Below are 13,343 nucleotides of genomic sequence, written 5' to 3'. Positions count from 1 at the left end.
CCGGCTTAACCGGTGCTTAAGCGGCACGCTCCCACGGCCAGCACGCCGGGCGCGATATCGCGCAGCGTGGGCTCGGCGCGCGCATCGGACATGCCTTGCGGCAGCACGTTGCGCGAGAGCGTGAAGACTTCGTCGAGCGTGAGGACGATGGTGGCGGACATGGCGTCCCGTGTAAAAAAACAAACCGGGCCAACGTGGCCCGGTTTCGGCGATTCGAATGAAGATTGGGAGAGAGGCGCGTTGAATGCGTAGCGCTTACAGACCGACGTCCGGCAGGGCGGGGCGCGTGGCGAGCGCCTTCTCGACCACGGCCTTCACATGCGCGAGCGCTTCGCCTTCGAGCGGCAGGCGCGGCGGGCGCGTGACGGCGCTGCCGCGGCCCACCAGTTCCTCGCACAGCTTGATGCATTGCACGAGGTCGGGGCGCGCGTCGAGATGCAGCAGCGGCATGAACCAGTGGTAGAGCGCGAGCGCTTCGTCAAAGCGCTTTTGCTTCGCGAGGCGGAACAGCGTTTCGCCTTCCTTCGGGAACACGTTCGACATGCCCGAGACCCAGCCTTGCGCGCCCACGGCCACGCTTTCGACCACTACGTCGTCGAGGCCCGCGAACAGCACGAAGCGATCGCCCACGGCGTTGCGCAGATCGATGAAGCGGCGCGTATCGCCCGACGAATCCTTGAAGCAGACGATATTTTCGCAATCCTGAAGAGCGATCAGGATGTCGGGTGTGACGTCGTTCTTGTAGATCGGCGGATTGTTGTAGACCATCACCGGCACGTCGGTGCTCGACGCCACGGCGCGGAAATGCGCGGCCGTTTCGTGCGGCTTCGAGGAATACACGAGCGCCGGCATGACCATCACGCCGTCCACACCCACGCGCGCCGCTTCCTTCACGGTTTGACGCGCGAACTCGGTGGTGAATTCGGCGATGCCCGCGATTACCGGCACCTTGCCGCCTGCCGCGTCGCGCGCGGCCTCGATCACCGCAATCTTTTCGCTCGTCGCGAGCGAGGTGTTCTCGCCGACGGTGCCGCACACCACGAGGCCCGACACGCCGTCCTTGACGAGATTGCTCACCACCCGGTGCGTGGCGTCGATATCGACCGAGAAGTCCGCCTTGAACTGCGTGCTGACGGCGGGAAACACCCCGCTCCACTGGATAGCGCTCACTGTGACTCACTCCTTGAATGCGTAGCGGCTCGCGCCGGTACCTGTTGAATATGAGTGAAGTATCGCTGTCCAGATCGTTTGACGCTTGAGGCCTTTCGCGCCTCAAAAAGACGAAATCTGCATAGTCCGCCGCTTGCTTCAGCGGCCCAGGGACAACCCTGGGCAAGCTGGCGCGAGGCTCAAGCGCCGGACGCCTGCGCGCTTTCGGGCGTTTGCAGCAGCGCGCGGTACTGGCTGGGCGTGACGCCCACCGTGGCCTTGAATTGCCGCGTGAACGCGCTGTGATCGTTATAACCGCACTGCGTGGCGATGTCGGTGATGCTCAGGTCGCTCGCGAGCAGCACCGAGGCCGCATCCAGACGGGTTTTCAGCAGCATCTGGCGGGGCGTGAGGTGAAAGATCTTGTGGAAGTAACGCTCGATCTGCGCCACCGACATGTTGATGAGCTTCGCCAGGTGCGCGAGCTTGAGCGGTTGCGCATAGTTGTCCTGGATGTACTTCGCGGCGACCGCAAGCCGCTGGTAAGCGGGATGCGTGCCTTCGGCGGCCTGCAGGTCGCGCGAAATGCCCGCCACGCCCAGCACGCGGCCGCGCGCGTCGTGCAGCGGGACTTTCGAGGTAAGACACCAGCCCGGCTGCCGGCCCGGATACAGATGCAGCTCGAGCTGGTCGATGAGACTGCTGTCGAGCCGCACCACGGCCCGGTCCTGGGCGGTATAGCTGTGGCCGAAGCGCGAGGGAAAGACCTGCTCGGCGGTCTTGCCGAGCAGCGCGCGTTTCTCCTTGAAACCGCAGCGAGCGGCGAGCGTGGTGTTGGCGATCACGTAGCGCGCCTCGTGATCCTTCACGAAGAACACCACGTCGGGCATGGCGTCGAACAGCGGTTCGAGCATGGTGAAATGCGCGATCATCTGCGCAAACGTGGCGTTTTCGAGGGCGGCGGGCAGGACCGGTTCGGGCATCGCGAGGCGCTTGGGGCGGTATCGGCGGAAAATACCATTGTGCCGATTTGCGCACGCGCGCGCATCTGCAACAAAAAGCGGGTGTGGCGCTATTGCGCCGCTTCTACCTGCAGCAAGGTGTCGATGCGCGCGGGTGAGAACGGAGGGCGCTGGCCATTTTGCGGCCAGCCGAAACAGAACGCCGCCGCCTCGCCGCAAATCTTGCCCTGACAGGGACCCATGCCGCAGCGCGTCTGCAGCTTGGCGTCGCGCCACGACGTATGGCGCGCGACGTCGCCATACGCGACGTCTTCGCAACGGCAAAACACAGTGTCGGGCTGCGGCAGCGCCCGCAACGCGGGGGCGAGTTCGAACGCCGCGTGCAGGCGCGTGGCGAAACGGCGGTAACGCTCGCGTTCGGCGAACAGGTGCCGGGCGTTCGCGTGGTCGCCGAGCGCAGCATACGCGGCGATGCGTCCTTCCACCGCCGCGAGTTCCATGCCGCCCACGCCTGTGCATTCGCCGGCCGCGTAAACGGCTTCGGCGGAGGTCTGCTGCCATTCGTTCACGGCGATGGCGGGAGAACCCGCATGGGTTTCGAGGCGGCAACCTAGCGCCGCGCCGAGGCCCGTATTCGGCACAAGCCCATAGGCGCAGGCGATCCGGTCGCAATCGACCAGCACGTCGTTGCCGCGCCGCACGCGCGCCTGCGTCACGCGCGTCGTGCCGATGGCTTCGGCAACGTACGCATCGCACCAGTAGGGCGTCGCGCGCAGATCGAAGCGCATGCGCAGCGCCTGGGCGAGTTTCGCGGGCGTATGGACGAGGCCTGCCGCAAATCGGCGCACCGCCTGGGGCGGCGCCTGCTCGACGACGGCGGCGATCGTTGCGCCATGCTGGCGCGCGGTGACTGCCGCGGCCCAGAGCAACGGCCCGCTCCCAGCGATGACGATGCGTTCGCCGCGCACGGGCATCCCGCCCTTGATGAGCGCCTGCAAGCCGCCCGCGCCCGTGACGCCCGGCAAGGTCCAGCCGGGATAAGGCAGGAAGCGTTCGCGCGCGCCCGAGGCGACGATGAGCTTGCCGTAAGCGAGCGACAGCGCACGGTCGGGGCTTTCCGCGAGCAACTGCCGCCCGGGGAGCGGCTGCACGATGCGGGCGGCGCTCAGCAGCGCGACGTTGGTGCGCGCCGCGAGGGCGTCGAGCACGGCGCGTGCGGGACCAGCGGCGCGATGACCGGGACCCTGACGCCAGATCTGGCCGCCGGGCAGCGCATTGTCGTCGACGATACCGACGCTTGCGCCCGCCTGTGCGGCGATGCGCGCGGCGTTCAATCCGGCCGGTCCGGCGCCGATGATCAGGATGTCGAACTTCATGGCGCTGCATTCCCGGTGACGACCTTCATGCCCGCGACGCAAACCGTCTGGCAGGCAAGGCGATGCGGCACGCCGTCGATGGTGACGCGGCATTCCTGGCAGACGCCCATTCCGCACAACGGCCCGCGCAGCGCGCCGCTCACCGAGCACCGCGTAACGGGCGCTGCGTGTTCCGCATGCGCGGCAATGGCGATGGCGGCTGCGACCGAGCTGCCCGGCGCGACGCCCACATTGCGCCCATCGATCGTCAAGGTCGTATTGGCTTCAGGCATGCACGGCCCCCTCGTCAGCGAAGCGCGCGGGGAGATAGGGCGTCGCGTCGATCTCGGCGGCGCGTCCGAGCATCTGCGCGGCAATCAGCTTCGCGGTGCCGAGCGCCGTGGTGACGCCGAGGCCCTCGTGTCCGGTGGCGAGCCACGTCGACGGATGGCTGTCGTCATCGGCGAACGCCGCCGCGGGGCCGATCAGCGGCATGCCGTCGCTCGATGCCGGGCGAAAGCCCGTCCATGCGCGGATCGCGTTGAGCGCGGGCAGTTGCGGCAGATAGTCGGCGGCGCGGCGCAGCATGCGCGCGAGAATCGCCGGCTCGACGGCGGGGTCCGTGCTGTCGAACTGGCGCGACGAGCCGATCAGCAATTGACCGGTCGGCCGCGGCTGCACGTTGAACGCCACCGAGGTGCCGCTCGCGTTGTGCGCGCTCTTGATGTAGCCGAGTTCGAGAATCTGATGACGAATCGCGCCGGGATAGCGGTCGGTAATGAGGAGGTGTCCCTTCTTCGCCTGGAGCGGCAGGCGCGGTAGCAACTCCAGCGCCGCCAGGCCGTTCGCGATCAATACCGCGCCCGCGCCGACGACCTCGCCATCGGAGAGGTGTACGCCCACGCGGTCGATACGCACGACCTGCGTCTGCGTGCGGCAGGTCAAGCGGCCGCTAACGGGCTGCTCGAGCAGCCATGCGGCTACGGCAGGCGCGTAAACCACGGCGTCGTTGTCGACGATCATGCCGCCCACGAGGCCCTTGCGCAGCCCCGGTTCCGCTTCGCGCAACTGGCGCGCGTCGAGCATCGAACACGCCACGCCCTGGTGTTGCAACGCCTGCTGACGCGTCTGCGCGAGCGCCAGTTCTTCTTCGTCGGCGGCGACCCAGAGCGTGCCGCAGCGCAGGAACGCGTGGCGCTCGTCGAGACGCGGCGCCAGCGCGTGCCACAGCGCGAGCGACCACGCGCTCAGCGCGAATTCGGCGGGCGTGTCGTCCATCACGACGAGGTGGCCCATGCCCGCGGCCGTCACGCCGCCGCCTATGCCGGCGCGCTCGATGACGAGCACGTTCAGGCCCTGCGCCGCGAGTTCATGCGCGCAAGCCGCGCCCACGATGCCCGCGCCGATCACGACGACATCGTCTCGACGGCTCGAACCTTGCATCACGCGGGAATGCCCCACGCGAACGGATCGTCGTCGGAGAAAATCAATTTGGACTCCGCGCTAATATGCGCGCTGCCGCGAATGCTCGGGCGCACATGGCCCGCGGGGAGATCGGGCGTGGTTTCATAGCAGGCTTCGAACACGCTGCCGATGATGCTTTCCTGGCGCCACCGCGCGCCGGGCGCGAGCGTGCCGTCCGCTGCGAGGCACGCGACCTTCGCGCTCGTACCGGTGCCGCACGGCGAACGGTCGTAGGCCTTGCCGGGACACAGCACGAAATTGCGGCTGTCGATGCCCTCGACGTCCGAGTGCGCGAACAGTTCGATATGGTCGATCAGCGCGCCGTCCGTGCCGGTCACGCCGTTCGCTTCGAGCGCCTGGCGCATGGCCCACGTGGCTTCGGTGAGCGCTTCGACGTTGCGCGCTTCGAGCGTCAGGTTGTGATCGGCGACGAGGAAGAACCAGTTGCCGCCCCAGGCGATGTCGCCGTGCACGCGGCCGTAGCCGGGCACGTCGAGCGGCACGGCCTGGCGGTGGCGATACGCGGGCACGTTGCGCACGGTGACGCTGCCGTCGGCGTGCAGTTCGGCTTCGACGTTGCCGACCGGCGTTTCGATGCGATGCACGCCTGGCGCGATGCGCCCGAGATGCGCGAGCGACGCGATGAGGCCGATGGTGCCGTGGCCGCACATGCCGAGAAAACCGACGTTGTTGAAGAAGATTACGCCGGCAGAGCAGGAAGGATCATGCGGCTCGCAAAGCAGCGCGCCGACCATCACGTCCGAGCCACGCGGCTCGTTGACGACGCCTGCGCGCACGCGGTCGAAGTCGCGACGGAATACGGCGAGGCGTTCGGCGAGCGGGCCGCGGCCCAACTCGGGGCCGCCGTCGATCACGAGGCGCGTGGGCTCGCCGCCCGTGTGGGAGTCGATAACGGTCAGGGTTTTCATGCCGACAATCGTAGGTCGCGCCATTTTGGCCGTCTTGCTCGAACGACCCATGCGCGGTGACGATTTCGGCATAGTGCGCCGGGCGTGAATGCGCGGCGGTGAGGCGGAACCCTTGCGCGTGCTTTCGTCAGGCTTTCACGAGCGCCAGCTGCTCCAGCTGGCGCACCACTTCGGCGCGCAGGCGCGGCGGCATGTTCTGGTAGCCGAGCAGGTCGGAGATCCACAGGCCGTCCGCCGCGAGCCGGCAGATCATGAGGCGGGCGGCGGCTTCGAGCGGCAGCGGGTCGGGGCGCGTCCACTTGCGCATGGGCGCGGCGTAGCGCTCGCGAATCGCGGGATCGGTCATCATCGCGGCCACCAGCACGCGCAGCACGTTGGTGCTGGCGGCAGGGCTCGTTTCGTCGATGGTGGTGTGCAGGTAGGCGCGCGCGGCGGCGCCGTGTTTCGGCGTGCCTTGCGCCACGCCTTCGTCGATGCGCGTGTGCATCTGCTGCTCGAAGCGCGTTAGCGTCTGCTCGAAGAGGGCATCGAGCAAGCCCTGCTTGTTGGCGAAGTGATACTGCAGCGCGCCTTTGGTCACGCCCGCGCGTTCGGCCACGGCGTCGAGCGTGACGGCGGGCACGCCTTGATCGGTGGCGATATCGGAAGCCGCTTGCAGCAACTGCGCGCGCACCTGGGCCGGGGCTTTCTTGCGGCGCGTGCCGGCGGCAGGCGCCGCGTCCTTGCGTGGGGAACGGGGTTTCGGGGCCGGGGAGGCCGGCGGAGCCGAGGGGGCCGCTGCGTCAGCCGCCTTCGCGCTGCGCCTTGTCGCGCGCGCGGGCGCCTTGACGGAGGAGTCTTTCATGGCGGCGATCATACCATTCAGGCGCTGCTGCTAAACATTCCGTACGGATGGTATGATCCGCCGATGAAAAATTCCAACCCGCCTTTTACCGCCTCTGCAGCCGCCGTGGCGGCGCTCGACGCCTCGATCGTTCGCGGCCGCGACGCGCTCGTGCGAGAGCAGGACGCCGATGGCAGCTGGTGCTTCGAGCTCGAATCGGACGCCACGATCACCGCCGAATACATCCTCATGATGCATTTCATGGGCAAGATCGACACGGTGCGCCAGGAGAAGATGGCGCGCTATCTACGCGCGATCCAGCGTTTGCAAACGCACGGCGCATGGGATCTCTACGTGGATGGCGCGCCCGATGTCTCGTGCAGCGTGAAGGCGTACTTCGCGCTGAAGGCGGCAGGGGATTCGGCGAACGCGCCGCACATGGTGCGCGCGCGGGAGACCATTCTGAAGCTCGGCGGCGCGGCAAAGTCCAACGTGTTCACGCGCATTCTGCTCGCCACCTTCGGTCAGGTGCCGTGGCGCGCCACGCCGTTCATGCCGATCGAATTCGTGCTGTTCCCGAAGTGGGTGCCCATTTCGATGTACAAGGTCGCCTACTGGGCGCGCACGACCATGGTGCCGCTGCTCGCGCTCTGTTCGCTGAAGGCGCGCGCGGCCAATCCGCATGACGTATCGATCGCCGAACTGTTCGTCACCCCGCCCGAGAAGGAGCGCGAATACTTTGCACGCGGCAAGGGCATCCGCCGGTTCTTTCTCGCGGCTGACCGGGCGCTGCGCCATATCGAGCCGCTGCTGCCGCGCGCGCTGCGCCAGCGCGCCATGAAATATGCCGAGGCCTGGTGCGCCGAGCGCATGAACGGCGAGGACGGCATGGGCGGCATCTTTCCGCCCATCGTCTACAGCTACCAGATGATGCAGGTGCTTGGGTATCCGGAGGATCATCCGTTGCGCCGCGATTGCGAGAACGCGCTGGAAAAGCTGCTCGTCGAGCGCCCGGACGGCAGCGTGTATTGCCAGCCATGTCTCTCGCCGGTGTGGGACACGGCCTGGAGCACGATGGCGCTCGAGCAGGCGTGCACAGTCGTGCCCGCCGATCCGGCGTCGGCCGCGATCAGCGACCAGGAACTGCAGCGGTGCATTGCGCGCGCGTACGACTGGCTCGCCGAGCGTCAGGTGGACGACGTGCGCGGCGACTGGATCGAGAACGCGCAGCCCGACACGCCGGTTGGCGGCTGGGCGTTTCAGTACGAGAACCCGTACTATCCCGACATCGACGACACCGCCGTGGTCGCTGCGATGCTCCATCGTCGTGGCCTTGGGCAGGCGCGCAAAACGGGCACCGACCCGTATGCGGCACGCGTCGCGCGCGCGCTCGACTGGATGCGCGGCCTGCAATCGCGCAACGGCGGCTTCGGGGCCTTCGACGCCGATTGCGACCGCCTCTATCTGAACGCGATCCCCTTCGCGGATCACGGCGCCTTGCTCGACCCGCCTACCGAAGACGTATCGGGCCGCGTGCTGCTGTGCTTCGGCGTGACGGGCCGCGAGGAGGACAAGGCGGCGCTTGCGCGCGCGGTCGAATATGTGAAGGCCACCCAGCGAGCCGACGGCAGCTGGTGGGGCCGCTGGGGCACCAACTACATCTACGGCACGTGGAGCGTGCTGGCGGGTCTCGCGCTCGCGGGCGAGGACCCGAAGCAGCCGTACATTGCACGCGCGCTGGCGTGGCTGCGCGCCCGCCAGCATGCCGATGGCGGCTGGGGCGAGACCAACGACAGCTATATCGACCCGCGCCTTGCCGGCACCAACGGCGGCGAAAGCGCGTCGAACTTCACCGCGTGGGCGCTGCTCGCGCAAATGGCGTTCGGTGACTGGGAATCCGAATCGGTGCGGCGCGGCGTGGCGTATCTGCTATCCGTGCAGCAGGAAGATGGATTCTGGTGGCACCGTTCGCACAATGCGCCGGGGTTCCCGCGCATTTACTACCTCAAGTATCACGGGTACACGGCCTATTTCCCGCTGTGGGCGCTGTCGCGCTACCGGCGGCTGGCGGCCGGTGCGGTCGCGGTGCGGGAAGTGGAAGAAGCTGTGCTCGCAGTCTGAATTCGAAGCGGGGCGCAAGCGCCCCCCTCGTTTAGCGTGACTTCGCCAGCGTAATCGTTTCGAACAACTCATAATTGCCGGTCGGCGTTTGATCGGCACCGGGCGCGCGATAGTAGTTCATCGTGATCGTCGTCTTGCCGCCGTGCGCGCCGGGATCGACGTCGAACACCGCAATGCCATAGCCCGTGCCCGTATCGCGCTGCGCCGACCAGATCGCGTCTTCGAGCGCATCCGCCGTGGGGCGCGCGAAGGTGCCCGCGGTCGTGCCCGCCACCGGGTGATTGGGCTTCGTGAACACCTGCGCCTGCGGGTTGCCGTTGCCGGCGTCCACGCCATACACGTCGAGCGGCGCGCTCGTGCCGCCGCCGCCCAGGATCAGGTGAATCGTGCCGTGGCTCGTGTCGAAGGTGTTGCCCGTGCCCTGAGCGTGCGTGACGGGGCGCGGCTGAAGCGTGTCGACGCTCGCGCCGGTCTTCGCATCGACGCCCGCGTGATGATTGCAGCCGCGCACCGGGTAGCTGCGCTCGTAGTCGTGATCGTGGCCGCACACCACGAGATCCACGCCATAACGGTCGAAGAGGGGCAGCCACGCTTCGCGTATGCCCTTGTCCGAGCCGTTGCCCGTCTTCGACGAGCTGAGCGCGTCCTGGTGCATCTGCACCACGATCCAGTCGATATCGTCGTCCTCTCTTGCCTGCTTCAAGGTTTGCTCGAGCCAGCGCGTCTGCACGCCGTTGCTGTAGCCGCGCACGTAGAACGACGTGCCCGGCTGAACCGGCGCGTTGCCCGTGCTCGCCGCGGGCACGAGCGGCGACGGGCCGGCCACGAACGCGGCGGCGTCCTGGTAGACCACGTCGTCGGCGTCGAGCGAGACGAACAGCACGTTGCTCACGCGGAAGCTGTACCACCGGCCCGAAAACTGCGTGCCGTTATGCGGCAGTGTATAGCGCGTGAGATACGAATTCAGACCCTGCGGGCCGTTGTAGAACTCGATCTCGTGATTGCCGGGGCACGGCATCCAAGGACGATTCGCGGACGACGTCTGATTGTTGTTGCCGAAGTCGCGCCACACGTCGGTCTGGTGCGCGGGATTCAGGTTCGCATAGCAGAGGTCGCCATTGAGCAGATGAAAGAGCGGCTGGAAGCGCTCCACGGCCTCGACGGCGAAGCGGCTTTGCGGCGACGACAGCACCCAGCCCGTGTTCGGCGTGGCGAGGTCGCCGTAGCTCGTGAAGCGGAACTTTACGCGCCCGCGCGGCGCCGTGGTGAAGCTCGACGAAAACGGGCTGCTCGCGTGGCTGTCGTTATCGGCGGTGACTTCGTAGCGGTAGGTCGTGGCCGGGTCCAGCCCGCGCAGCCGCGCGTGATACGTGAAGACGACGACGCCGGTGAGCCCGTCGGTATAGGTGCGTTGAATGGCGTGCACCGTCTCGTGTTTGCCGCGATCGACGCTGTAGATCACGCGCGGATTCGTGGAGGAGGCGAGCGATGCCCACGAAACGACGACTTCGCGTGTCGGATCTTCGCCCCAGGTGAGGTGGATCTGCTCGGGCGTGCCGTCGGCTGTGGCGGCGTCGGCTTTCGCACTGCCCGCGAAAGCGCTCGCCGCGCTCGCGAAGCCGGAAGCGCCGGCGAGCTTGAGGAAGCCGCGGCGCGAGACACTGGCGCCGCTTTCGGTGGATGCATTCTCGGGGATGTCTTTATTCGTCATGTCGTCTCGCCTCGGGAGCAGAAGGCGAAGCCTGCGCTGGCGGACTTGCATGACTGACGCGCGCGGGCGCAAGCATCGCAGGGTGAGTGTCTGCGCAACGATGGCGCGCTTGCATGACCTGGCGATGACACTGCCCTTATTTTACGCAGCACGACGGGCCGCGCTAGCATCGCGCGGCCCGCGCTTGGCCGTTAAGCATGGGCGTGGAACTTCAGGCGCATGCCTGCCGCGACGACTGCTTGCGTATTGCTCGGGAAGTTATTGAACCTCAGGTAGTCGGCGTCGAACGCATTGAGCGAGCCACCCCGGGCGGTCTGCGTGGGCTCGGCAACCATCGTGCGCGTGAACACGAGACCCACGTTTGCCGGCCCGATCGTCTAGCTGCCGCCCGCGCCGGGCGTCGTTCGCGCTTCGGTCAATCGACGATCTTCTTCGTAACCACGAGTGCGATCACGAGGAATACCACGCACAGCACCACAAAGATAAAGAACAGGATCTTCGCAATCGCGGCCGCGCCGGCCGCAATACCCGTGAAGCCAAACAGGGCCGCGATCACGGCGATCACGGCAAAGAACAGGGCCATTTTTAGCATGATCGGTTTCCTCCTCGCGTGAAGGCGCCGCCACATGGGCCGCGCTGCTTGATGGACTGACAGCGCACCTGCTCAGCAATCGATGTGCCCAGCACCGGGGCGCGCAGCCAGGCGCCTAACCGGGCGGGAATGAAAAACGGCCCGGCGTGCGGGGGCACACGCCGGGCCAAAACGGCGCTGTACAGGGGAGCACGGCGCCGTCGAGGTCGAAAAACGAACTTAACGTTCGCGGGACTGCAGGTGCGTTGCGCTTACAGGTAGGAGGTTCCGTCAATATAGGCCTTGCGCCAGCGAACGATCTTCACGCTCTCGAACAGCCCGACATGCGCGAACGGATCCTGCGCGATGAAGCGCTCGGCTTCCTCGCGCGTTTCGAGATCGACGATATAGATGCCGCCGCCTGCGCTGCTCCCGTCGTCGTTGAGCTTCGCGCCGCAGGCCAGCAACAGCGCCTTGTTTTGCGCGAGAAACGCCAGATGTGAATCGCGCTCGCGTGCGCGCACTTCGGCGTGGCCGGGCTTGTCGAACGTTTCGATGAGAAAAGGCATGGCGCGTTCCTCTTAATTGGGCGCGATGGCCGACGGATGCTGGGCGAGCGGCGTCACGCTGATCTTCAGGAACGGGAAGAGCGGCAGCGCGGTCAGCAGCGTATGGAGTTCGTCGTTCGATTCGACATCGAACACGCTGTAATTCGCATATTCGCCGGCCACGCGCCACAGGTGGCGCCATTTGCCTTCTCGTTGCAGCTTCTGCGAAAACGCTTTTTCCTCGGCCTTGAGGGCGTCGGCGAAGGCGGCGTCGGTGCCGTGCGGAATCTGCACCTGCATGTGCACAAGAAACAGCATGAATAGTCTCCGGTGAGGATGGGGTTCAGAAAGGGGCGCCTATAAGGGAGAGCCAATCAGCCCCAGGCGAGAATCGCAACCGAATACACGATGCCGATCCAGAACATCATGATGACCGTGTAGCCCATGATGTCCTTGAGCTTGAGCTTCGAAAGCGCAAGCGCGGGCAAGATCCAGAACGGCTGCACGAGGTCGTTCCATGCGTTGCCGAGCATCACGGCCGTCGAGGTATGGCCCACGGAGGCGCCGATGGTCTTCGCCGCTTCGATCATGAACGGTCCCTGGATGACCCAGTGGCCGCCGCCCGAAGGCGCGAAGAAGTTGATCACGAACGAACTGATCAAGCCCCAGAACGGCAGCGTGCCCGGCGTCGCGACCTTCACGAACGCTTCGGAAAACGTATTGACCAGACCCGAAGACGCCATGATCGCCATGATGCCCGCGTAGAACGGGTACTGCAGAATGATGCCGCTGATCGTGCGAATGCCTTCGTTGAGCTTCTCCACATAGCGGATCGGCGTGCCGAGCAGCAGGATGCCGAGGAACAGAATGAAGAAGTTGATGAGGTTCAGGTCGATCGAGCCGCCCTGCACGAAGTGCAGCGCGACATAGCCCATGCCGATCAGGCCGATCACGTAGCTCAGAAGACGGCTGTTGTTCAGGCGGTTGGCGAGCGTGTTGCCTTCGTCGAGATCCACGCCGAGCGCGGCGGCCTTCTGCTGCTTTTCTTCCTGGGCGCGGTCGATTTCCTTGATCGGCTGACCCGGCTTCGGGTGCAGCCATGCGTTCAGCAGCGGCAGCGTGATGAGGGTCACGAGGCTCGTGATGAGCATGGTGGGCGAGAAAATCGTTTCGGAGAGCGGAATGACGCCCATCTGCGCCTCGAGCGGATGCCCCTTCGTGGAGATCAGCACGGGAATGCTGGCGGAAAGCCCGAGGCCGTAGAGCGTAAAGCCGCTATAGGCCGAAGCGATGATGAGCGGGTAGTGCACGCCTTTCACGCGCAGCGCGAGCTTGCGCGCGACGATCCCACCCACCACGAGGCCGAAGCCCCAGTTCAGATAGCTGCCGATGCCGCCCACCAGCGTCGCGACGATGATCGCCATGCGCGGATCGTTCACGCGCGCCACCAGGCGGTTCAGAAAGCGGTCGGTGAGCGGCGCGGTCGCGAGCACGTAGCCCATCGCGAGAATCACCGCCATTTGCGTGGTGAACGCGAGCAGCGCCCAGAAGCCCTTGCCCCAGCTCGTGGTGAGCGCCGTGACGGCTTGTCCTTGCACGATCACGGCAAGGGCCATCGTCAGCAGGGTGAGGCCGATCGCGAAGACGAACGGATCGGGCAAATACCGGCGCATCAGCTCGGTAAAGAAAGCGGTGACTTTCTGCATGGAA

Annotated in this window: 15 protein-coding genes; 1 reads left to right on the top strand and 14 read right to left on the bottom strand. The window is 66.3% G+C overall.

All coding sequences use genetic code 11. The features are described 5' to 3' along the window. Positions 1-5 precede the first annotated feature (5 nt). The 8 genes from AB3X99_RS05590 to AB3X99_RS05555 all read right to left on the bottom strand — a co-directional run bounded on the left by AB3X99_RS05590 (position 6) and on the right by AB3X99_RS05555 (position 6,703). Positions 6-161 (bottom strand): hypothetical protein, encoded by a 156-nt coding sequence (locus tag AB3X99_RS05590; RefSeq protein WP_368603398.1) that lies wholly within the window; start codon positions 159-161, stop codon positions 6-8. 94 nt (positions 162-255) lie between these two features. Next, a complete protein-coding gene (locus AB3X99_RS05585) occupies positions 256-1,170 on the bottom strand; it encodes a dihydrodipicolinate synthase family protein (protein WP_342947095.1) in 915 nt (304 codons plus the stop codon). A gap of 179 nt (positions 1,171-1,349) precedes the next feature. Then, positions 1,350-2,132, bottom strand: coding sequence for a helix-turn-helix domain-containing protein (locus AB3X99_RS05580; RefSeq protein WP_368616345.1), 783 nt, complete (start codon positions 2,130-2,132; stop codon positions 1,350-1,352). A gap of 89 nt (positions 2,133-2,221) precedes the next feature. Then, positions 2,222-3,487 carry an FAD-dependent oxidoreductase gene (locus AB3X99_RS05575; protein ID WP_368616344.1) on the bottom strand — a complete coding sequence of 422 codons (1,266 nt, stop codon included), beginning with the start codon at positions 3,485-3,487 and terminating at the stop codon, positions 2,222-2,224. Continuing rightward, complete coding sequence (locus AB3X99_RS05570) at positions 3,484-3,759, bottom strand: 2Fe-2S iron-sulfur cluster-binding protein (RefSeq protein ID WP_368616343.1); 276 nt, start codon at positions 3,757-3,759, stop codon at positions 3,484-3,486. The genes AB3X99_RS05575 and AB3X99_RS05570 overlap by 4 nt, the downstream gene beginning before the upstream one ends. Beyond that, a complete protein-coding gene (locus AB3X99_RS05565) occupies positions 3,752-4,909 on the bottom strand; it encodes an NAD(P)/FAD-dependent oxidoreductase (RefSeq protein WP_368616714.1) in 1,158 nt (385 codons plus the stop codon). Before AB3X99_RS05565 ends, AB3X99_RS05570 begins: the two co-directional genes overlap by 8 nt. Then, entirely contained in the window at positions 4,909-5,868 is a 960-nt protein-coding gene (locus tag AB3X99_RS05560) for a 4-hydroxyproline epimerase (RefSeq protein WP_368616713.1), read from the bottom strand. The genes AB3X99_RS05565 and AB3X99_RS05560 overlap by 1 nt, the downstream gene beginning before the upstream one ends. A gap of 118 nt (positions 5,869-5,986) precedes the next feature. Then, positions 5,987-6,703 carry a TetR/AcrR family transcriptional regulator gene (locus AB3X99_RS05555; protein WP_069266187.1) on the bottom strand — a complete coding sequence of 239 codons (717 nt, stop codon included), beginning with the start codon at positions 6,701-6,703 and terminating at the stop codon, positions 5,987-5,989. A gap of 63 nt (positions 6,704-6,766) precedes the next feature. On the opposite strand from AB3X99_RS05555, the gene shc reads away from it, so the two are divergent. After that, positions 6,767-8,803, top strand: a complete 2,037-nt coding sequence (gene shc / locus AB3X99_RS05550; protein ID WP_368616342.1) for a squalene--hopene cyclase — start codon at positions 6,767-6,769, stop codon at positions 8,801-8,803. Between the two features lie 31 nt (positions 8,804-8,834). Here the strand turns inward: shc and AB3X99_RS05545 are convergent, their stop codons facing one another. From AB3X99_RS05545 to AB3X99_RS05520, 6 genes are all read right to left on the bottom strand, one after another. Continuing rightward, positions 8,835-10,514, bottom strand: a complete 1,680-nt coding sequence (locus AB3X99_RS05545) for a purple acid phosphatase family protein (RefSeq protein ID WP_368616341.1) — start codon at positions 10,512-10,514, stop codon at positions 8,835-8,837. Between the two features lie 191 nt (positions 10,515-10,705). Next, positions 10,706-10,864 carry a hypothetical protein gene (locus tag AB3X99_RS05540; RefSeq protein WP_368616340.1) on the bottom strand — a complete coding sequence of 53 codons (159 nt, stop codon included), beginning with the start codon at positions 10,862-10,864 and terminating at the stop codon, positions 10,706-10,708. A 65-nt stretch (positions 10,865-10,929) separates the two neighbouring features. Beyond that, on the bottom strand, positions 10,930-11,106 hold the full coding sequence (locus AB3X99_RS05535; protein ID WP_028203043.1) for a DUF1328 family protein: 177 nt from the start codon (positions 11,104-11,106) through the stop codon (positions 10,930-10,932). 251 nt (positions 11,107-11,357) lie between these two features. After that, positions 11,358-11,654, bottom strand: a complete 297-nt coding sequence (locus AB3X99_RS05530) for a YciI family protein (protein ID WP_368616339.1) — start codon at positions 11,652-11,654, stop codon at positions 11,358-11,360. A 12-nt stretch (positions 11,655-11,666) separates the two neighbouring features. After that, positions 11,667-11,951 carry a muconolactone Delta-isomerase gene (gene catC, locus AB3X99_RS05525; protein ID WP_368616338.1) on the bottom strand — a complete coding sequence of 95 codons (285 nt, stop codon included), beginning with the start codon at positions 11,949-11,951 and terminating at the stop codon, positions 11,667-11,669. A 56-nt stretch (positions 11,952-12,007) separates the two neighbouring features. Further along, the gene (locus AB3X99_RS05520) at positions 12,008-13,339 is read right to left on the bottom strand and encodes a TIGR00366 family protein (protein WP_342947103.1); all 1,332 of its coding nucleotides are present in this window, start codon (positions 13,337-13,339) and stop codon (positions 12,008-12,010) included. Positions 13,340-13,343 lie beyond the last annotated feature (4 nt).

This window comes from Paraburkholderia sp. BR10882 (assembly GCF_040948855.1).
In the GTDB taxonomy this organism is placed as follows: Bacteria; Pseudomonadota; Gammaproteobacteria; order Burkholderiales; family Burkholderiaceae; genus Paraburkholderia; species Paraburkholderia nodosa_A.
Note: the sequence above shows the minus strand (reverse complement) of the source record. Positions and strands in the feature narration are given on the sequence as shown.

Bases quoted from the DNA above. Each gene is read 5' to 3' on its own strand.
- AB3X99_RS05565 (WP_368616714.1), bottom strand. From the start codon at position 4,909: ATGCAAGGTTCGAGCCGTCGAGACGATGTCGTCGTGATCGGCGCGGGC.
- AB3X99_RS05580 (WP_368616345.1), bottom strand. From the start codon at position 2,132: ATGCCCGAACCGGTCCTGCCCGCCGCCCTCGAAAACGCCACGTTTGCG.
- catC (WP_368616338.1), bottom strand. From the start codon at position 11,951: ATGCTGTTTCTTGTGCACATGCAGGTGCAGATTCCGCACGGCACCGAC.
- AB3X99_RS05570 (WP_368616343.1), bottom strand. From the start codon at position 3,759: ATGCCTGAAGCCAATACGACCTTGACGATCGATGGGCGCAATGTGGGC.
- AB3X99_RS05555 (WP_069266187.1), bottom strand. From the start codon at position 6,703: ATGAAAGACTCCTCCGTCAAGGCGCCCGCGCGCGCGACAAGGCGCAGC.
- AB3X99_RS05545 (WP_368616341.1), bottom strand. From the start codon at position 10,514: ATGACGAATAAAGACATCCCCGAGAATGCATCCACCGAAAGCGGCGCC.
- AB3X99_RS05590 (WP_368603398.1), bottom strand. From the start codon at position 161: ATGTCCGCCACCATCGTCCTCACGCTCGACGAAGTCTTCACGCTCTCG.
- AB3X99_RS05520 (WP_342947103.1), bottom strand. From the start codon at position 13,339: ATGCAGAAAGTCACCGCTTTCTTTACCGAGCTGATGCGCCGGTATTTG.
- AB3X99_RS05530 (WP_368616339.1), bottom strand. From the start codon at position 11,654: ATGCCTTTTCTCATCGAAACGTTCGACAAGCCCGGCCACGCCGAAGTG.
- AB3X99_RS05535 (WP_028203043.1), bottom strand. From the start codon at position 11,106: ATGCTAAAAATGGCCCTGTTCTTTGCCGTGATCGCCGTGATCGCGGCC.
- shc (WP_368616342.1), top strand. From the start codon at position 6,767: ATGAAAAATTCCAACCCGCCTTTTACCGCCTCTGCAGCCGCCGTGGCG.
- AB3X99_RS05575 (WP_368616344.1), bottom strand. From the start codon at position 3,487: ATGAAGTTCGACATCCTGATCATCGGCGCCGGACCGGCCGGATTGAAC.